The sequence below is a fragment of the Rhizobium laguerreae genome (assembly GCF_019778565.1).
Classification (GTDB): domain Bacteria; phylum Pseudomonadota; class Alphaproteobacteria; order Rhizobiales; family Rhizobiaceae; genus Rhizobium; species Rhizobium laguerreae.
This window is the reverse complement of record NZ_JAAXQT010000001.1, coordinates 1,243,400-1,261,233: the sequence shown is the minus strand read 5'-3', so window position 1 is coordinate 1,261,233 and position 17,834 is coordinate 1,243,400. Positions and strand designations below refer to the sequence as shown.

The window sequence follows — 17,834 nt, the reverse complement described above, 5'->3', positions numbered from 1 at the left end:
AACGCGCCGCGACAGATCAACAACAACGAACTTGCTTCAAGCCCGCATGGGGTGCGAAGCAGACACCAAGAGACGAAACCTATGTCCGAGTTCAAGTCCGATTTCCTCCGCACGCTGAAAGAGCGCGGCTTCATTCATCAGATCTCCGATGAAAGCGGCCTCGACGACCTGTTCGCCAAGGAAACCGTGACGGCCTATATCGGCTTCGATCCGACCGCGCCCAGCCTGCACGCCGGTTCGCTGATCCAGATCATGATGCTGCACTGGATGCAGAAGACCGGCCATCGCGCCATCTCGCTGATGGGCGGCGGCACCGGCATGGTCGGCGATCCCTCCTTCAAGGAAGAGGCGCGCCAGTTGATGACCGTCGATACGATCGAAGGCAACATCGCCTCGATCAAGCGCGTCTTCTCCAATTACCTGAACTACGGCGACGGCCCCAAGGACGCGCTGATGATCAACAATGCCGAATGGCTGCGCTCGCTGAACTACCTCGAATTCCTGCGCGATGTCGGCAAGCACTTTTCGGTCAACCGTATGCTGTCCTTCGACAGCGTCAAGACGCGTCTCGACCGCGAACAGTCGTTGTCCTTCCTGGAATTCAACTACATGATCCTCCAGGCCTACGATTTCGTCGAGCTTGCCAAGCGCTACGATTGCCGCCTGCAGATGGGCGGTTCGGACCAGTGGGGCAATATCGTCAACGGTATCGATCTCGGTCACCGCATGGGGACACAGCAGCTCTATGCGCTGACGTCGCCGCTGCTGACGACGTCGTCCGGCGCCAAGATGGGCAAGTCGGCGACCGGCGCTGTCTGGCTGAACGCCGACATGCTCTCGGCCTATGATTTCTGGCAGTACTGGCGCAACACCGAGGATGCCGACGTCTCGCGCTTCCTGAAGCTCTACACGACGCTGCCGATGGATGAAATCGCCCGTCTCTCCGCTCTTGGCGGTTCGGAGATCAACGAGGTCAAGAAGATCCTTGCGACCGAGGTAACGGCGATCCTGCACGGCCGCCAGGCCGCTGAACAGGCTGCCGAAACCGCGCGCAAGACCTTCGAGGAAGGTGGCCTCTCGGAAAATCTGCCGTCGGTCGACGTGCCCGCCTCCGAGCTCGACGCTGGCATCGGCCTGCTGTCGCTGATCGTTCGTGCCGGCCTTGCCTCATCGAACGGCGAAGCCCGCCGTCACGTCCAGGGCGGCGCCGTCCGCATTAACGACGAGGCCGTCAACGATGAACGCAAGATGATCGGCAGCGGTGAAATCACCACCGACGGCGTCATCAAGCTCTCGCTCGGCAAGAAGAAGCACATTCTGATCCGCCGCGCGGCGTAAGGGCCTCAATTCCGAACCAATATCGAAGCCGGCGTCCTCGCCGGCTTTTCCTCGCCTCGTTATTCGGATCGGCGAGCAAGATCATTCGGCTCCCCGCCGGTATTCCGCGTCATCTCGTCTGGTCTCTTAAGAAGATAGCCCGGCGGATCGACGCTTGAAGCCGGCTTCACCCGCGACCACCAGCTGATCGAGAAGATCGGCGGCGTCATCATCGCGTCCAGAGGAACCGTCAGGACGTGGTCGGAACGGATGACCGCCTCTTGCGATTTCAACCGCACGCTCTTTTCCGCAGAAAGCGACACGTCGGCTATCGTGACGACCATCATGGCGGCAGATGCAAAAGAAACTGTCCGGGCGCACTGCATGGCATCCTCCGACACTGCACCGGCCGTTGCCTGCTGACCGGGACAGTATAGTACATCAGATTTCCCTCAAATAGGCAAAGCGTCACTACCGAATTTGTCAGCCTGGGCGAATCGGTTTTGTCGAGGAGGAGCCCACGCACTTCTCTGCTGCAAAGCGCCACGACCCGCATAACGCATACTTTGTCGGAACCTTTTCCGCCCGCCGGGATTTGCGACCAGATTGGATTGGAGCCCCGGCATGATCAACGACCTCTGGTATAAGAACGCTGTCATCTACTGCCTGTCCGTCGAAACATTCATGGATGCGAACGGTGACGGCGTCGGTGATTTTCAGGGCCTGATGCGGCGCCTCGATTATCTTTCCGGCCTCGGCGTGACCGCGATCTGGCTCATGCCGTTCCAGGCGTCGCCCGGTCGCGACGACGGTTACGACGTTTCCGATTATTACAATGTCGACCCGCGCTATGGCTCGCTCGGCGATTTCGTCGAGTTCACCCACGGCGCCAAGCAACGCGGTATCCGGGTGCTGATCGACCTGGTGATCAATCATACATCCAGGGACCATCCCTGGTTCCAGGACGCAAGGAGCGATCCACGCTCGCGCTATCGCGACTGGTACGTCTGGTCGGATAAAAAACCTGATAATGCCGATCAGGGCATGGTCTTCCCGGGCGTCCAGAAGACGACCTGGACCTATGACGACAAGGCAAAGGCTTATTATTTTCACCGCTTCTACGATCATCAGCCCGATCTCAATACATCGAACCCCGAGGTGCAGGCGGAAATCCTCAAGATCATGGGCTTCTGGATCCAGCTCGGTGTCTCCGGCTTCAGGATGGATGCCGCCCCTTTCATCATCGCGACAAAAGGCGCCGACGTTACCAAGCCTGTCGAACAATTCGATATGCTGAGGAAATTTCGCGAATTCCTGCAGTGGCGCCTGGGCGATTCCATCATTTTGGCGGAGGCCAATATCCTGCCGAAGGACAATTTCGAATATTTCGGCGATGATGGCGACCGCATGCAGATGATGTTCAATTTCCAGGTCAATCAGGCGCTGTTTTACGCTTTCGCCAGCGCCGACACGCGGCCGCTCAAGAAGGCCATGGAGGCGACGAAACCGCGCCCGGCGACCGCGCAATGGGGCCTCTTCCTCCGCAACCATGATGAACTGGACCTCGGCCGGCTGACGGAAAAGCAGCGCAATGCGGTATTTGCCGCTTTCGGGGCCGACAAGAACATGCAGCTTTACGACAGGGGCATTCGTCGTCGCCTGGCGCCGATGCTCGGCGGCGACCACCGCAGGATCGAAATGGCCTACAGCCTGCTGTTTTCGCTGCCCGGAACGCCTGTCATACGCTACGGCGACGAAATCGGCATGGGCGACGATCTGTGCCTGCCCGAGCGAAATTGCGCACGCACGCCGATGCAGTGGTCGACCGAACCGGAGGGCGGATTCACCAAAAGTAAAAAGCCCATCTCGCCTGTCATCAAGGACGGCCCCTACGGCTTCCAGCATATCAACGTTGCCGAGCAGCGGCGTGACCCGAACTCGTTGCTGAACTGGACCGAGCGAATGATCCGGATGCGCAAGGAAGCTCCTGAGATCGGCTGGGGCGACTTTTCCGTGATCGACACCGGTGACGACGGCGTGCTGGCGCTTCGTTACGACTGGCGCGGCAATTCCGTATTGATCCTGCACAATCTGCATGCGCGGCCGGCGGAAGTGACTTTCGACGCCGACTTAGGCGAACACGGCCGACAACTCATTGATATCGCCGATGGCGAAAGCAGCAAGGCAGATGAAAAAGGATTTCATACCGTCATGCTCGACGCATACGGCTATCGCTGGTATCGCGTCGGCGGTCTCGATTATCTTCTGAGGCGAAAGGAGATTTAGCCCAGAGGAGATCACAGGCCGTCCATGGTCGGTTCCAGTCTTTCCCTTCTACTGGAACTCAAAAATCTGCCGGAAGACGCCCGGCGCGATGATCGACAGCGGGTTGATCTGCAGGTTCGGCTGGTCGAACTTGCCTGTCAGCTTGAAGGTGATGCCGATCAGGCCGCGGTCGCTGCCATTGCCGAGGATGACGCCGATCAGCGGCAGTTCGGCGAACAGGCGGTTGAGGCCGTAGGCGGGCATGAAGGTGCCGGTCATGTCCATGTTGCCCTTGCGGTCGCGCACGATGCCCTGGAAGGTTGCGCCGATCTGGTCGCCGCGCAGCACGCCGTTCTCGATGCCGACCATGCCATTGCGCGAGACGACACGGGCAAAGCCGCGTTGGAAGCGCTGCGACGAGGTATCGATGTCGCGCTTGACCGCCTCGTTGAGGCTGCGCTGCTCATTTCCGACCGGTGTCGAGACAATCGAGCGCAGGCGTTGTTCGTTGACGATCGCGAAGCGGCGCACGTCGAGCGAGCCGTCCCAGCCGCCCTCCGCCCCCAGCCGGATCGCCAGATTGAGCAGGCCGCCCTGCATGTGCTGGTAGAGATCGGCGAAACGCGATACCGCGCCGGCATCGCCGCTGGTGATGTTGATGACGCCGCCGTCCTTCATCTGGCTGACCACGGCCTCACCGCTGTCGGTAACGGCGGAAAAATTGAGCGCCTGCAGTTTGTCGCCGCGCAGTGATATTTGCGCCTGGAAATTGCCGACCTTCTCGTCGTTGAAGCCGATGACGTTCTTCAGCCTGGCGCGCACCGATACGCCGGTGTCGCCGGCATCCCCATCACCATCACCGTCCGAGCCGGATTTCAACCGCTGGATGACCGGCCGCGCATCGGCGCTGTCGCCGGAGACCGAGACGTCGAAATTGCCCTTGCTGCGCTTCACCGACAGGGCGAAATCGTCGAGCGAAGAGAGCTTGACGCTGTCGAAATCGGCTGAGATCAGCCCACCCTTGCCGATGTTCAACGATCCATTGGCGCCGAAACCGTCGCCCTTCAGCCGGAAGTTCTTGATCTGGGTATTGTCGGCCGGGCCTGACGTTTCGAATTCCGCCGTGGCGGCAATGCCGCTGCCCTTCGACCAGCCGATCCAGGGCAGTTCGAGCAGCGACTTGGTGAGGTCGAGCTGGACGTCCTGCCGGTCGTCGTCGATGCGGGTCAGCACCATCTTCACGCTGCCGCCGACGATGCCGGAAAGGCCGGGTATCAGCTTGTTGCGCTGGTCCTCGGAAAGGGTCGCAGTGATCACCCGTTGTTTGGCCGCTGTGTCGGATGCCTCGACCGGTTCGGTAAGATCGATATCGGCCGGGACGCCGTCGATCTGGGCCTTTGCGTCAAGCGTGATCCGTTTCGGGTTGCCGTTCAGCGTGCCGTCGAGATTGCTGATCATCCGGCCGGAAAACGGCTTGGCAAGATCGATATCGGTGAGCTTCATTGCCGCCGTCCATTCGGCCGGCGGCGGGTTTTGCGAAGAGAGCAGGCCGAAATGGGCCTTCACATTCGCCTCGATCCGGCCCTTGAGATCGTCGGGCGTAAAGCCGGCGCGCTGCAGCACCCGGATCGGCCGGTAGGTCAGAAGCTCGCCGACGGCGTCAGCCGCCCCGGAGACCGCGAGATCGATATCGGCCATCAGCGGTTTATCGTAGGTGGCGGGCAAGACGAACGTCCCCTGCCCGAGGCCGACCGACCGGCCGGAGGGGAAATAGGACGTACCGTTCTTGATCGCGATCGTCGCAACCGGGCCGGTCAGGTCGAAATGTGCTGACGTGTCGCGGATCGGCGGAATGTCGCCGGCGACGTTCATCCGCGCCTCCGCAATGTCGAAGCCGATGCGGATCTGGTTGGCGTCGAGCTTCAGGCCCCTGCCGCCGGCTGCCTCGTCCAACCTGCCGAAAGGAATGAAGACGGATATCGTGGCGTTGGTGACGGTGCCGCCGAAGAGATTTCCGTGCACCCAGGTGCGCACCTTGGGCGCCATCCAGAACGGCCAGAGCTGCTTGATCGCTGTCGTCTGCAGCTGCGCCGACTGGCCGGCGAAGCTGATCTCCGGCGATTTGTCGCCGAGCTTGACGTGGAGCGATCCGTAGAGCGCGCCGAGCGGGCTGGAAGCGGTTATGTTGGGAAACTGGAATTCGCGGCCGGCGACCATGTAGCGCCCGGTCGCCTGGATGTCGAAGGAGAGCGGCTGCTCGCCGGAGCCGGCGGGAGCTGCCGTGCCGCCGCTGACGAGCAGGTCGATGCCGAAGCCTTTGCCCGCCTGCGGGTCGAGTTTGTCGAGATCGATCAGCGCGCCATTGATGGGAAGCGTGGTCGCGCCGAACCGGGCGTTCGATCGGGCGATCTCGATCGTCTGCTTGGCGAAATCGTAGACGAGATTGATTTGCCCGCCCGACAGCTGCTGCGGATCGCCATCCGCATAGATCTGGCCGGGATCGATATCGATTGTCGCCGCAAGCGCCGGCTGCACGCCATCGCGCCCTCTGGTGGCCGACACGGTGAGGTCGGCAAAGGCGCTGAGCCCTTGCCGTATTGCGCCCTGATCGTTGCGTTTCAGCCCGAAGGGCGTGAGGTCGGCATGCTTCAGCGTCGCCACGACCTTGGACACGTGGCCATCTTGCTTCTCGGCCAGCACGTCGAGCTCCGCCACTTCGCCGTTAAGCGCGACTTCGCCGGTTAATTGCAGCGAGGACGGGCCGGCATGGGCAAAGACGAGATTGTCGATGACGAGCGACAGCGGACCGTTGGCGGTATCGGCAAGCTTGATATCGAGGCCGGAGATGCGCACCGAATTGGTCGAGCCGCGCGTCACGATGCTGTCGAACATGTCGAACTGCGAGAAGATCTTCTCCATCGCCGCTGGCATGGCGTCGATGCGCAGATCGTCGAGCTTGACGGCATTGCCGGAGGGCAGAAGCGCGGTATCGAGGGCGATATCCTCCGCTTCGATGTCCGCGACGGCGATGCGGCCGCGGAAAAGCTGCAGCGGATCGAGCCCCAGGCGCACCGAACCCGTCGTCGACAGGTGCTGGCCGCTCTCCTGGTCGATCATGTTGACGTTGCGCGCTTCCAGCGCCAGCCGGAAATCAGAGGTGAAGCGGATGACGGTGGAACCAACCTCGGCGCGGTAGCGCGGTCCGGCCACGCCATTCAGCGCCGCCTGCGCCTGCTGCGACAGCGGCTTGTCGAACATGCCGCTCTCGACGGTGAAAACGATGGCAGCGAGAATAACGAGGATCAGTCCCAGAAATCCTGAGGTCAGCTTCGCCGTGCGGCGCATCGACGAACGCGGCGGCGGGCAATGAACGATGATCGGATCCTCGGCCTGGGCGGACGGCAAGCGGTCCAGCGCAACGATATCCTTCTTGCGAAACGTGACCTTTTCGCCGCGGATGGCTGACATGCGCCCTTGGGCTCTCCCTTTAAGTGAAGAATTGAACCCGGCCATGCTGGACGGGTATCCGTCCACTATATAATTCGGGGAGAGAAAGTGTCATCCACAAACCCGGCAAAAGAAAGGTTTTCCCAATGGCGGTTCCCGGCATCGGCGTCTCGGCCCCTGATTTCAACCTTCCCCGCGACGGCGGCGGCCGCGTTTCGCTGGCCGAATTCCACGGTAAGCCGCTCGTATTGTTCTTCTATCCCAAGGACGACACCACGGGCTGCACCGCCGAATCACTGGCTTTCACGGCGTTAGCAGCCGAGTTCGAAGCGGCGGGTGCTGCCGTCATCGGCATGTCGCCCGATTCGGCCGCCTGCCATGACAAGTTCATCAAGAAGCACCGTCTTTCGGTGGCGCTCGCCTCGGACGAGGAAAAAACGACGCTGCAGGCCTATGGCGTCTGGAAGGAAAAGAGCATGTACGGCCGCAACTTCATGGGTGTCGAGCGTACCACCTTCCTGATCCGCCAGGACGGCACGATCGCCACCATCTGGCAGAAGGTGAAGGTGCAGGGCCATGCCGAAACCGTGCTCGAGGCCGTGAGGAACCTGGCGGCGTGACCGGGGATCTCACGATAACCTCGCTGCGCGGCGGCGCCATCGATGCGATCTCCTCCGCTGATCTTGACCGCAAGACGGCGCTTGCGCAGGAAAGCGCCACCCGCTGGTTCGCCCGCCGGGTGTCGCTGCGCTCGCCGCTTGATGCAGCCCTGCCCGACAGGCCCGGCCGTCCTGACAAACCGGTGCTGACGCCGCCGACCCAGGTGGAGAAGCGCTCGCTGCATACGCTCAAAGGCCGGATCGCGCTGCTGCACGCCATCGCCCATATCGAGCTCAACGCCGTCGATCTGGCGCTCGATATCGTCGCGCGATTCGCGACCGAGCAGGTGCCGAATTCCTTTTTCGACGGCTGGATGCAGGTCGCCTTCGAGGAGGCGAAGCATTTCCGCATGGTGCGCGCCAGGCTCAAGGATCTCGGCGCCGATTACGGCGATCTGCCCGCCCATGACGGTCTCTGGCAGGCCGCCCATGCGACGCGCAACGATCTGACGGCAAGGCTCGCCGTCGTGCCGCTGATTCTGGAAGCCCGCGGCCTCGACGTCACGCCGTCGCTGCAGGCGAAGATGCGCCAGACCGGCGATCTCGAAAGTGCAGCGGTGCTCGACGTCATCTACAATGACGAGAAAGGGCATGTCGCCGTCGGCGCCAAATGGTTCCGCTTTCTCTGCGCCCGCGAGAAGCGCGATCCGGCAAAGGCCTTCCAGGAGCTGGTGCGTGCCAATTTCCGCGGACCGCTGAAGCCGCCCTTCAACGACCTTGCCCGCGCCGAGGCCGGGCTGACGCCGTCCTTCTACCGCGCGCTTGCATCGATCAGCCACGCTTGAAGTCACTGAATTTATGACACGACGGCAGCAATGAAAGTATTCATTAACCATAACGGTGTCTAATTTCCGAAAGAGGCGTAGAGCATCAATCGGGAGAGCCTGCGTGAACAGCGGACATCAGCACCGGGTATTCGGCAGGCGGGCGCAGGAACATATCCTCATCCTCGCAAGCGGCGATAAAGTCCGCCATATGACGGTCCGGCCCTGGATGGCAGCACTTGCCTTCTGCTTCGTCGGCGTCTTCTCGATCGGCTACCTCCTGGCCACGTCCTATCTCGTGCTGCGCGACGACCTGATCGGCGCCACCATGGCCCGCCAGGCCCGCATGCAGCACGATTATGAAGACCGCATCGCCGCCCTCCGCGCCCAGGTCGACCGCATCACCTCCCGCCAGCTTCTCGATCAGCAGGTGGTGGAAGACAAGGTCGACAAGCTGATGGAGCAGCAGATGGCGCTGACCTCGCGCCATGGCAAACTCGACAATCTGCTCGACCGGGCCGAAAGCTCCGGCCTGACGGAAAAGGACGGCGCCCCGCCTGCGCCGTCTTCGCCCGTTCAGTCCTATGCACCCGATGTCAAGGACAAGCGCGCTTCGCTCTCCGGGACCGGCATCGAGGCGATCGAGAAACAGCTGGCGAGCGGTGCGCCCGCCGATGCGACGCCCGACAATTCGACGCTTGCCTATGTGCCGGCCACCGACACGGTCGGCGACCGTGCCGACCGCGTCTTTTCCAAGGTGACGCTGTCGCTGAAAGATGTCGAACAGGATCAGCGCAGCAGTGTCGAACAGTTGACGAGCGATGCCGGCAATGCCGCCAATGCCATCGAGACCGTGCTGACCCGCTTCAAGATTCCGATGCCCGAGACCGCTGCCAGGAAAGACGACGACGATGCCGTCGGCGGTCCTTATATCGAGCCTGAAAGCAACGACGACTTCAACAATTCGCTCGCAGCGCTCGACGGCGCACTGACGCGGCTCGAAGCGGTGCGCAGCACGGCCGAATCCCTGCCCTTCCGCAATCCCGCCATCGGCAAGGACGTGACCAGCCCTTTCGGCAATCGCCGCGATCCTTTTCTTGGCCGCCTCGCGCTCCATTCCGGCATCGACTTCCGTTTTTCGCCGGGCGAAAGGATCCGCCCGACGGCACCCGGCAAAGTGATCTCAGCCGGCTGGACCGGCGGCTACGGCAACTTGGTCGAGGTCGACCACGGCAACGGCATCTCAACGCGCTACGGGCATATGTCGGAGGTTCTGGTCAAGGTCGGCGACACGGTCGACCGCAACGACGTCATCGGCCTTGCCGGCAGCACCGGCCGCTCAACGGGCACGCACCTGCATTATGAAGTGCGCCAGGACGGCCATGCCGTCGATCCAGTATATTTCATGAATGCCGGCCTTAAACTCGCCACCTATATCAAGTAACTCCTGCCTGGTAACCAACGCTTCACTCTGCAATGGGTGCGGCGTCTCTATTTCTTGACTTGCCGGCCATTCGGGGCTATGTCGCGCTGCATTGCGGCATGCAATCCCGCCGACTCGTTCAGAGCGGCCGAACGGAACGGAAACAGTTTTCCCTTTGACGACATTTGCTGACCTTGGCTTGAGCCAAAAAGTGCTATCCGCTGTTACGGATGCGGGCTACACGATCCCCACGCCCATTCAGGCGGGCGCCATCCCGTTTGCGCTCGAGCGCCGCGATATTTGCGGCATCGCGCAGACCGGCACTGGCAAGACGGCATCCTTCGTGCTGCCGATGCTGTCGCTTCTCGAAAAGGGCCGTGCGCGTGCGCGCATGCCCCGCACGCTGATTCTCGAACCGACGCGCGAACTCGCTGCCCAGGTCGCCGAGAATTTCGAGAAATACGGCAAGAACCATCGCCTCAACGTTGCCCTTCTGATCGGCGGCGTTTCCTTCGAGGACCAGGACCGCAAGCTCGAGCGCGGCGCCGATGTGCTGATCTGCACCCCCGGCCGCCTGCTCGACCATTTCGAGCGCGGCAAGCTCCTGATGAGCGGCGTCGAGATCCTCGTCATCGACGAGGCCGACCGCATGCTCGACATGGGTTTCATCCCCGATATCGAACGCATCGCTAAGATGATCCCGTTCACCCGCCAGACGCTGTTCTTCTCGGCAACCATGCCGTCGGAGATCCAGAAGCTCGCCGACCGCTTCCTGCAGAATCCCGAACGTATCGAGGTCGCAAAGCCGGCTTCCGCCGCGGCAACCGTGACGCAGCGTTTCGTCGCCTCGCACGGCAAGGATTACGAAAAGCGCGCCGTCCTGCGCGAACTCGTCCGCGCCCAGACCGAACTCAAGAACGCCATCGTCTTCTGCAACCGCAAGAAGGATGTGGCCGATCTCTTCCGGTCGCTCGAGCGTCACGGCTTCTCGGTCGGCGCCCTGCATGGCGACATGGACCAGCGTTCCCGCACGATGACGCTGCAGAGCTTCCGTGACGGCAATCTCCAGCTTCTGGTCGCCTCCGACGTCGCCGCCCGCGGCCTCGATATCCCTGATGTCAGCCACGTCTTCAATTTCGACGTACCGATCCATTCCGAGGATTACGTCCACCGCATCGGCCGCACCGGCCGTGCCGGCCGCTCGGGTGCCGCCTTCACTCTCGTCACCAAGCGCGACACTAAATTCATCGATGCCATCGAGAAGCTAATCGGGGAAAAGGTCGAATGGCTGAGCGGTGACCTGACGTCGCTGCCGCCGCCGGCAGAAGACAGCCGGGAGAGCGAACGCCCGCGCCGCAACAGCCGCGAGCGTGGCGCCAGAGATGGCGCAACCCGAGATCGCGCGCCGAGAGAAAATGGCGACAGGGATCGTAGCCGCGGACGCGGCAGTCGCAGCGCTGCGAGTCATAAATCTGACAACGACATACAGGATAATGGCGTAGACGTGATTGAAGCAGCACCAGTAAAGGCCGACATCGTGAAGAACGAGCGCAAAGCAGAGCAGAAGCCGCAGAACAATGCGCGCAACAGTCGGCCTTACCCGGCAAACGACGACAGCCGCGACCGCCGCCGTCATCGCGACCACGACGACGGCCCAACCCCGGTCGGCTTCGGCGACGATATCCCGGCCTTCATGCTGATCGCCGGCAGCGCCAAGGTCTGATTTCCAATGGGCAGGCCCGGCATTGATTTTCCGGGTCTCGGCGTCGGCCTGGTGATTCTGCGCGACGCCAGGATCCTTCTCTACAAACGCATGCGATCACCGGAAGCCGGCTATTGGAATATCGTCGGCGGCAAGGTCGATCACATGGAGCCGGCAGAGACTGCCGCGCGCCGCGAGGCCGAGGAGGAAACCGGCCTGACGATCGGCCGCATCGAACGCCTCTGCATCAGCGAGCAGATCATAGATGCCGATCGCCAACACTGGATCTCTCTGCTCTATCTCGCTCACGACGTCGAGGGCGAGCCTCAACTGACCGAACCGGACAAGCTCTCGGATTTCGGCTGGTTTCCGCTGACGGATCTGCCCGAGCCGCTGTCGGCCTTCACCAAGGCGGCGATCGCAGCCTTGTCGACTGCTGAACGCTAGAGCATTTCCGCTTTTCTCCGAATCACGGAAATGCTCTATCTCTTTGTTTTCACGCAATTCCGGACGCAAAACCGCTACGCACTTTTGCTGGAATTGCTCTGCTATTCGGCGCGAAGCGACGCCTCATAGGCAAGCCTCACCCATTTCGCCATCAGATCGGGATCGTCGTAGGCCTCGTCGGGGATCGACCAATAGGGCATTTTTACCGGCTTGCCCTTCTTGCCCTCATAGGTCCATTGCGTGGCGCCGGCAGCGGCAAATTCCGGGGCGCTCGTCTCGTCGGCCTTCAGCAGCATCTCGTCGCGCACTTCAAGCGCAATGATCCGTCCGAGATGATAGATGCCTTTGCCGCCGAACATGCGCTTGATCGTGACGGGGCCGAGCCCCTGAAACATTTCCTCGATCCCGGCATTGTCCATTCTCTATTCCCTCGAAATCTCGATCGCTGCGGAAATCACAACGCGTGATAATCCCGATTCATATAGATGAGCGCCGGGTGTTTTTCGCTGAAGCGGACAGCCGCAACCTCGCCGAAGATGACATTGTGCGTCGGCATTTCCTTGATGTCGATCACCCGGCAATCGAAGGCGGCGAGCGCATCGGCCAGCACCGGCGCGCCGGTCACGAGCATCTCGAAACGGGCGCTGTCGAAACGGTCGTCATTGGCAAGCGACGTGCGCCCGGAAAAGGCGTCGGCGACGCTCTGATGATGAGCGCCGAGCGTGTTCAGCGCGAAGATGCCGCTGCGGAAGAAGATCTCGTTCTTCGGATTGGTGTTGTTGAGGCAGATCAGCACCGAGGCTGGATTGTCCGAGACCGAGCAGGCGGCGGTGATGGTGACGCCGCGGCGCAGTTCGCCCATCGCCGTCGTCACGAGTTGCACATGGCCGGCATACCGGCTCATGGCATCGCGATAAAGGCCGGGGTCGATATGCTGCCTGTTCAACACCTGCTTCTCCCGTATGCGTTTTATCCGGTTGGTCTTTGCTATCGCGCCAATATGGCGAGCATCGGTTACCTTTTCTACAATAGCACCGGTGAAAAGCGCTGCGTTGCGCTTGTTTTTCTTTGACGATCGCGGCCTTGCGGATAAAAGGGCATGGACGATGGCTAGGGATCTCCGCCTTTCATGATCAACCTGCGTGGCATAGCAGCTTTTCTGGCGCTGCTGGGAGCGGCGGCTGAAAGCAATGCGGCCGGCGTGATGATCGGTGTCGTCGCCCCTCAGAACGGACCGCTCGCCCTCCTCGGCGCCCAGATTGCCGCCGGCGCCGGTTTCGAGATCCAGCAGTCCGGAAATACCCTCGTCGCCATCAACGAGACCTGCGAGGAGAATAGTGGTGCCGCGGTCGCCGATGCGCTTGTCAATGCCAAGGTGCAGGTGGCGGTCGGCTTTCTCTGCAGTGAGACGCTGGAAGGCGCGCTGCCGAAGCTGAAGGACGCCAATATTCCGGCGATCACCGTCTCCGTGCGCTCCCGCATCCTGATGGAGGATGCGCTGAAGAACGGCTGGCCGCTCTTCCGGGCGGCGCCCGCCGACGGCGCCGAGGCGGCAAAGGTCATCGAGGTGATCCTGAAAGACTGGGCCGCCGATCCGATCGCCCTGATCGAGGACGGCACCATCCATGGCCGCGAATTGACGGAAGCGGTCCGCAATGCGCTGGAGCAGAACGGCCTTAAGCCGGTCTTTACCGACACCTACCGGCCGGGACAGGAGCAGCAGATTGCCCTCGTCCGCCGCCTGAAACGTGCCGGCGCCACCAGGGTCTTCATCGGCGGCGACCGCAACGACGTCGCCGTCATCTCCCGCGACGCCAAGGCCGAGAACATCCCGCTGTCCATCCTCGGCGGCGATGCCATGCGCGCCGCCAATCAGCCGCTGCCGCTCGCAGATGGCGTGCGCGCCGTCGCCCTGCCCGAATACGCCCTACTGCCGGAAAGCGCAGCGACAGCCGATGCGCTGCGCGCCAAAGGCGTCGAGCCGGAAGGTTATGTCCTGCCGTCGCTGGCCGCAGCCCTCATTGCCGGCCAGGCGGGGCAAGCCGCCGCCGCGGCGGGCAAGCCCCTCCAGGAGATGCTTCTCGGCACGACATTCCAGACGCCGGTCGGCACTATTGCCTTCACCGGTGCGCATGAACTTTCGCAAAACCCCTACCGTCTGCTCGAATGGCGGGGCAACGGCTTTTTTCCACCTGCCGCGCCGACGCAATGAACGGCGCGCCAGCCTTGAATTCAGGCCCCGCGCTCTGGCGGCCCATACGGAGTAAGATTTGATGACGCTGCCCATTCGCATTGCCCCCTCGATCCTCGCAGCGGATTTTGCCAGGCTCGGCGAGGAGGTGCGCGACGTGACGGCCGCCGGCGCCGACTGGATCCATCTCGACGTAATGGACGGCCATTTCGTGCCGAACATCTCCTTCGGCCCGGATGTCATCAAGTCGCTGCGCTCCTATACATCAGCCACCTTCGACTGCCACCTGATGATCTCGCCGGTCGACGACTATCTCGAAGCCTTCGCCAAGGCCGGCTGCGACCGTATCACCGTCCATGCCGAAGCCGGACCGCATCTGCACCGCTCGCTGCAGACCGTCCGTAATCTCGGCAAGAAGGTCGGCGTGACGATCAATCCGGCGACGCCGCTTACCGCCATCGAGAACGTGCTCGACGATGTCGATCTCATTCTGATCATGTCGGTCAATCCCGGCTTTGGCGGGCAGAAGTTCATTCCGGCCATGGCGAAGAAGATCGCGGCGGCGAAGTCACTGATCGGCGACCGGCCGATCGAGCTCGAGGTCGACGGCGGCGTCACGGTGGAAACGGCGCCTGATATCGCGCGGGCGGGCGGCAACGTCCTCGTCGCCGGCTCGGCAATTTTCAAGGGCGATACGGTCGAGGATTACCGCCGGACAGTCGCCGATCTGCGTCAGGCAGCCGAAGGGGCACGAACATGAACAAACGTCTGATTATTGGTGGCATGCTTGCCGTCGCATTTGCCGGCCTGCCCGGCCTGTCACTTGCCGGCGATATCGCCAATATCCAGCCGATCGGTTTTTCCGCCGACGGCAAGGTTTTCGGATTTCAGGAGTTCGGCATCGAGGAGAGCGGCAACCTTCCCTACTCCAACACCTATTTCATCGATACCGAAGACGGCCACTATCTCGAGGGCACGCCCTTTCATACCGAGCTGACCGACAAGGACGCCAATCTTTCCAAGGCGCGGCGGCAGAACCTGACGGCGGCGCGCAGCCAGATGGACAAATACGATCTGCTGACCAATCCCGGCCTGATCGCCGCCTTCAATCCGCCGACCGAACTCGGCTCGCCCTCGAAGACGCTTCGCTACACGACGCTTGCAACCGACGGTCCGCCGAAAGCGCCTTATACGCTCTCGCTCGGCGAGATGCCGGTGCCGACGCCGAAGGATTGCGCTGCGGTCGACAAGCGGGTCATCGGCTTCAGCCTGCAGATGATCGAGAAGGAAGGCGCTCCGAACCGGCAGGCGGCGCGCCAGGCGACCGCGGTTCCCGCCGAGCGCGTGTGTTCCGTCGAATACCGGATCGGCGGCGCCGTGGTCTATCAGCCGGAAGGCGGAAACCAGGTTCACATCGCCCTCGTTCTGGCCTTCGATGCGGACAGGAACGGACGCTGGATTGCCGTTCCGGTTCATCCCTGAGCATGGATCGCCCGAGGACGGATCACCCGAGGACGGATCGCCCCAGGATGGATCGTCTAAGAGCTGCACGGCCGCCCTACCCCGACCTGATCGCCGGCGCATTGCTTTGGGGAATGCAGATGCTTGCCGCTGCCATGCTCGGCCTTTACCTGCGCAACGGCCTGCAGACGAGCCGCCTTGCCGAGATCGCCGCACTTTATTTCGCCGGCGGCCTGTTCGCCTGGCCGTTCGCCCTGCCGGTTGCCCGCTTCCTCGCCTTTGACAGACCGCTGGAAACACGTTTTGCTGCTTTTTTCGTGACGCTGACAGCGGCCACGATCCTGATGACCGCCTTCCTCTTCGCCATGGAATACCGGATGTTCTATTCGCGCTGGCATGCGCCCTTCGGCAGTATCGTCTGGGCGTTCCAGTTCGTCTTCACCAGCATCAGCGCCGTCTATCAGTTCCTGGTGATCGGCCTGCGCCTCTTCCTGCCGCTCGGCCTCGTCTGTCTTGTCGCAAGCAGCTATCATCTTGCCAAACGCATGCGTTGAGATTGCCGCCCTTCTTTGCTACAGGGGCGCTAACCTCGATAAAGCAAACCTCTTGAAGTGAAGGCAGCCGCCCATGATCCCGCGTTATTCCCGGCCCGAAATGGTCGCCATCTGGTCTCCCGAAACCAAGTTCCGCATCTGGTTCGAGATCGAGGCGCATGCCTGCGACGCGCTGGCCGAACTCGGCGTCATCCCGAAATCGGCGGCAAAGACGATCTGGGAGAAAGGCGGCGCCGCCACCTTCGACGTCGACCGCATCGATGAGATCGAGGCCGTCACCAAGCATGACGTCATCGCCTTCCTCACCCATCTCGCCGAGATCGTCGGCCCGGATGCGCGCTTCGTCCACCAGGGCATGACCTCGTCCGACGTGCTCGACACCTGCTTCAACGTACAGCTGGTCCGCGCCACCGACATCCTGCTTGCCGATATCGACCGCCTGCTCGCAGCGCTGAAAACCCGCGCCTTTGAACACAAGGACACCGTCACCATCGGCCGTTCGCACGGCATCCATGCCGAGCCCACCACCTTCGGCGTCAAGCTGGCGCTCGCCTATGCCGAATTCGAGCGCTGCCGCCAACGCCTCGTCGCCGCCCGCGAGGAAGTCGCGACCTGCGCCATATCGGGGGCCGTCGGCACCTTCGCCAATATCGATCCGCGCGTCGAGGAACATGTCGCCGAGGCGCTTGGCCTGAAGGCCGAGCCGGTGTCGACGCAGGTCATCCCGCGCGACCGCCACGCCATGTATTTCGCCACCCTCGGCGTCGTCGCCTCGTCGATCGAGCGCCTGGCAACCGAGATCCGCCACCTGCAGCGCACCGAGGTACTGGAAGCCGAGGAATATTTCTCGCCCGGCCAGAAGGGCTCCTCGGCCATGCCGCACAAGCGCAACCCGGTTCTGACCGAAAACCTGACTGGCCTTGCCCGCATGGTCCGCTCCTACGCCATGCCGGCGATGGAAAACGTCGCCCTCTGGCATGAACGCGATATTTCGCATTCCTCGGTCGAGCGCATGATCGGCCCCGATGCCACCGTGACGCTCGATTTCGCCCTGTCGCGGCTTGCCGGCGTCATCGAAAAGCTGCTGGTCTATCCCGAGAACATGGAAAAGAACCTCAACAAATTCCGCGGCCTCGTCCATTCGCAGCGTGTCCTGCTGGCGTTGACCCAGGCGGGCACCTCTCGCGAGGACGCCTACCGCCTCGTCCAGCGCAACGCTATGAAGGTCTGGGAACAGGGCAAAGATTTTCTCGAAGAGCTGCTTGCAGACGCCGAAGTCCGTGCTGCGCTTTCCGAAGAGGATATTCGGGAGAAGTTCGACCTTGGCTATCATACCAAGCATGTCGATACGATCTTCCGGCGGGTTTTTGGCGAGGCCTGAGCGGACCTGCAATCGACGATATAGCGGCGCCCTTGCAGGCGCCGTTTTTCCGCCGGCATACTTCCCCGTCGAGAATCTATCGGACGGCTTCTTTCCTTAGTCGCAGCCTGATCATAACTGGGAAGTAGATGCATGAGACAAGGATAGAAGGCAGAGAAATGATTAGGAAAAAAGCTAACAAGGTCAGCCTATGAATACTTCCGCCTGACAACAATAAGAAAGC

The 17,834-nt window shown here is 61.9% G+C and carries 16 protein-coding genes; 12 read left to right on the top strand and 4 right to left on the bottom strand.

Translation table 11 applies throughout. The features are described from left to right. Positions 1 to 81: 81 nt before the first annotated feature. Positions 82 to 1,338, top strand: a complete 1,257-nt coding sequence (tyrS, locus tag HFO71_RS06175) for a tyrosine--tRNA ligase (RefSeq protein WP_077978260.1) — start codon at positions 82 to 84, stop codon at positions 1,336 to 1,338. A gap of 59 nt (positions 1,339 to 1,397) precedes the next feature. Here tyrS and HFO71_RS06170 read toward each other — a convergent pair whose 3' ends face one another. Further along, positions 1,398 to 1,703, bottom strand: a complete 306-nt coding sequence (locus HFO71_RS06170; protein WP_131642166.1) for a hypothetical protein — start codon at positions 1,701 to 1,703, stop codon at positions 1,398 to 1,400. A gap of 238 nt (positions 1,704 to 1,941) precedes the next feature. On the opposite strand from HFO71_RS06170, the gene HFO71_RS06165 reads away from it, so the two are divergent. Next, positions 1,942 to 3,603: an alpha-amylase family protein gene (locus HFO71_RS06165; RefSeq protein WP_077978261.1), complete on the top strand. Its 1,662-nt coding sequence runs from the start codon at positions 1,942 to 1,944 to the stop codon at positions 3,601 to 3,603. Between the two features lie 48 nt (positions 3,604 to 3,651). Here HFO71_RS06165 and HFO71_RS06160 read toward each other — a convergent pair whose 3' ends face one another. Beyond that, on the bottom strand, positions 3,652 to 7,050 hold the full coding sequence (locus HFO71_RS06160) for a YhdP family protein (protein WP_077978262.1): 3,399 nt from the start codon (positions 7,048 to 7,050) through the stop codon (positions 3,652 to 3,654). A gap of 125 nt (positions 7,051 to 7,175) precedes the next feature. Between HFO71_RS06160 and HFO71_RS06155 the strand changes: the two genes are divergently transcribed. The 5 genes from HFO71_RS06155 (at position 7,176) to HFO71_RS06135 (ending at position 12,024) form a co-directional block, all read left to right on the top strand. Further along, entirely contained in the window at positions 7,176 to 7,649 is a 474-nt protein-coding gene (locus tag HFO71_RS06155) for a peroxiredoxin (RefSeq protein WP_012757610.1), read from the top strand. Continuing rightward, positions 7,646 to 8,473, top strand: a complete 828-nt coding sequence (locus HFO71_RS06150; protein WP_077978263.1) for a ferritin-like domain-containing protein — start codon at positions 7,646 to 7,648, stop codon at positions 8,471 to 8,473. Before HFO71_RS06155 ends, HFO71_RS06150 begins: the two co-directional genes overlap by 4 nt. A gap of 103 nt (positions 8,474 to 8,576) precedes the next feature. Continuing rightward, positions 8,577 to 9,896 carry a peptidoglycan DD-metalloendopeptidase family protein gene (locus HFO71_RS06145; RefSeq protein WP_077978264.1) on the top strand — a complete coding sequence of 440 codons (1,320 nt, stop codon included), beginning with the start codon at positions 8,577 to 8,579 and terminating at the stop codon, positions 9,894 to 9,896. A gap of 154 nt (positions 9,897 to 10,050) precedes the next feature. Continuing rightward, positions 10,051 to 11,598 (top strand): DEAD/DEAH box helicase, encoded by a 1,548-nt coding sequence (locus tag HFO71_RS06140; protein ID WP_077978265.1) that lies wholly within the window; start codon positions 10,051 to 10,053, stop codon positions 11,596 to 11,598. A 6-nt stretch (positions 11,599 to 11,604) separates the two neighbouring features. Next, the gene (locus tag HFO71_RS06135) at positions 11,605 to 12,024 is read left to right on the top strand and encodes an NUDIX domain-containing protein (RefSeq protein WP_077978266.1); all 420 of its coding nucleotides are present in this window, start codon (positions 11,605 to 11,607) and stop codon (positions 12,022 to 12,024) included. 101 nt (positions 12,025 to 12,125) lie between these two features. On the opposite strand, the gene HFO71_RS06130 is transcribed toward HFO71_RS06135, so the two are convergent. Together HFO71_RS06130 and HFO71_RS06125 are read right to left on the bottom strand one after the other, a co-directional pair. After that, positions 12,126 to 12,443 (bottom strand): TfoX/Sxy family protein, encoded by a 318-nt coding sequence (locus tag HFO71_RS06130; protein WP_017964468.1) that lies wholly within the window; start codon positions 12,441 to 12,443, stop codon positions 12,126 to 12,128. A gap of 35 nt (positions 12,444 to 12,478) precedes the next feature. Continuing rightward, complete coding sequence (locus HFO71_RS06125; RefSeq protein WP_020050115.1) at positions 12,479 to 12,973, bottom strand: flavin reductase; 495 nt, start codon at positions 12,971 to 12,973, stop codon at positions 12,479 to 12,481. A 180-nt stretch (positions 12,974 to 13,153) separates the two neighbouring features. Between HFO71_RS06125 and HFO71_RS06120 the strand changes: the two genes are divergently transcribed. From HFO71_RS06120 to purB, 5 genes are all read left to right on the top strand, one after another. After that, complete coding sequence (locus HFO71_RS06120) at positions 13,154 to 14,236, top strand: branched-chain amino acid ABC transporter substrate-binding protein (RefSeq protein WP_077978267.1); 1,083 nt, start codon at positions 13,154 to 13,156, stop codon at positions 14,234 to 14,236. Between the two features lie 61 nt (positions 14,237 to 14,297). After that, entirely contained in the window at positions 14,298 to 14,975 is a 678-nt protein-coding gene (gene rpe / locus HFO71_RS06115) for a ribulose-phosphate 3-epimerase (RefSeq protein WP_077978268.1), read from the top strand. Beyond that, positions 14,972 to 15,697: a DUF2259 domain-containing protein gene (locus tag HFO71_RS06110; RefSeq protein WP_077978269.1), complete on the top strand. Its 726-nt coding sequence runs from the start codon at positions 14,972 to 14,974 to the stop codon at positions 15,695 to 15,697. Before rpe ends, HFO71_RS06110 begins: the two co-directional genes overlap by 4 nt. Positions 15,698 to 15,744: 47 nt before the next feature. Then, the gene (locus tag HFO71_RS06105; RefSeq protein WP_027667533.1) at positions 15,745 to 16,230 is read left to right on the top strand and encodes a hypothetical protein; all 486 of its coding nucleotides are present in this window, start codon (positions 15,745 to 15,747) and stop codon (positions 16,228 to 16,230) included. A 73-nt stretch (positions 16,231 to 16,303) separates the two neighbouring features. Continuing rightward, on the top strand, positions 16,304 to 17,611 hold the full coding sequence (gene purB / locus HFO71_RS06100) for an adenylosuccinate lyase (RefSeq protein ID WP_077978270.1): 1,308 nt from the start codon (positions 16,304 to 16,306) through the stop codon (positions 17,609 to 17,611). Positions 17,612 to 17,834: the final 223 nt, after the last annotated feature.

What these genes read in the sequence shown, in the direction of transcription:
- HFO71_RS06130 (WP_017964468.1), bottom strand. Translation starts at nt 12,443, where the DNA reads ATGGACAATGCCGGGATCGAGGAAATGTTTCAGGGGCTCGGCCCCGTC.
- HFO71_RS06110 (WP_077978269.1), top strand. Translation starts at nt 14,972, where the DNA reads ATGAACAAACGTCTGATTATTGGTGGCATGCTTGCCGTCGCATTTGCC.
- HFO71_RS06155 (WP_012757610.1), top strand. Translation starts at nt 7,176, where the DNA reads ATGGCGGTTCCCGGCATCGGCGTCTCGGCCCCTGATTTCAACCTTCCC.
- HFO71_RS06135 (WP_077978266.1), top strand. Translation starts at nt 11,605, where the DNA reads ATGGGCAGGCCCGGCATTGATTTTCCGGGTCTCGGCGTCGGCCTGGTG.
- tyrS (WP_077978260.1), top strand. Translation starts at nt 82, where the DNA reads ATGTCCGAGTTCAAGTCCGATTTCCTCCGCACGCTGAAAGAGCGCGGC.
- HFO71_RS06120 (WP_077978267.1), top strand. Translation starts at nt 13,154, where the DNA reads ATGATCAACCTGCGTGGCATAGCAGCTTTTCTGGCGCTGCTGGGAGCG.
- HFO71_RS06105 (WP_027667533.1), top strand. Translation starts at nt 15,745, where the DNA reads ATGGATCGTCTAAGAGCTGCACGGCCGCCCTACCCCGACCTGATCGCC.
- HFO71_RS06160 (WP_077978262.1), bottom strand. Translation starts at nt 7,050, where the DNA reads ATGTCAGCCATCCGCGGCGAAAAGGTCACGTTTCGCAAGAAGGATATC.
- purB (WP_077978270.1), top strand. Translation starts at nt 16,304, where the DNA reads ATGATCCCGCGTTATTCCCGGCCCGAAATGGTCGCCATCTGGTCTCCC.
- rpe (WP_077978268.1), top strand. Translation starts at nt 14,298, where the DNA reads ATGACGCTGCCCATTCGCATTGCCCCCTCGATCCTCGCAGCGGATTTT.
- HFO71_RS06170 (WP_131642166.1), bottom strand. Translation starts at nt 1,703, where the DNA reads ATGCAGTGCGCCCGGACAGTTTCTTTTGCATCTGCCGCCATGATGGTC.
- HFO71_RS06165 (WP_077978261.1), top strand. Translation starts at nt 1,942, where the DNA reads ATGATCAACGACCTCTGGTATAAGAACGCTGTCATCTACTGCCTGTCC.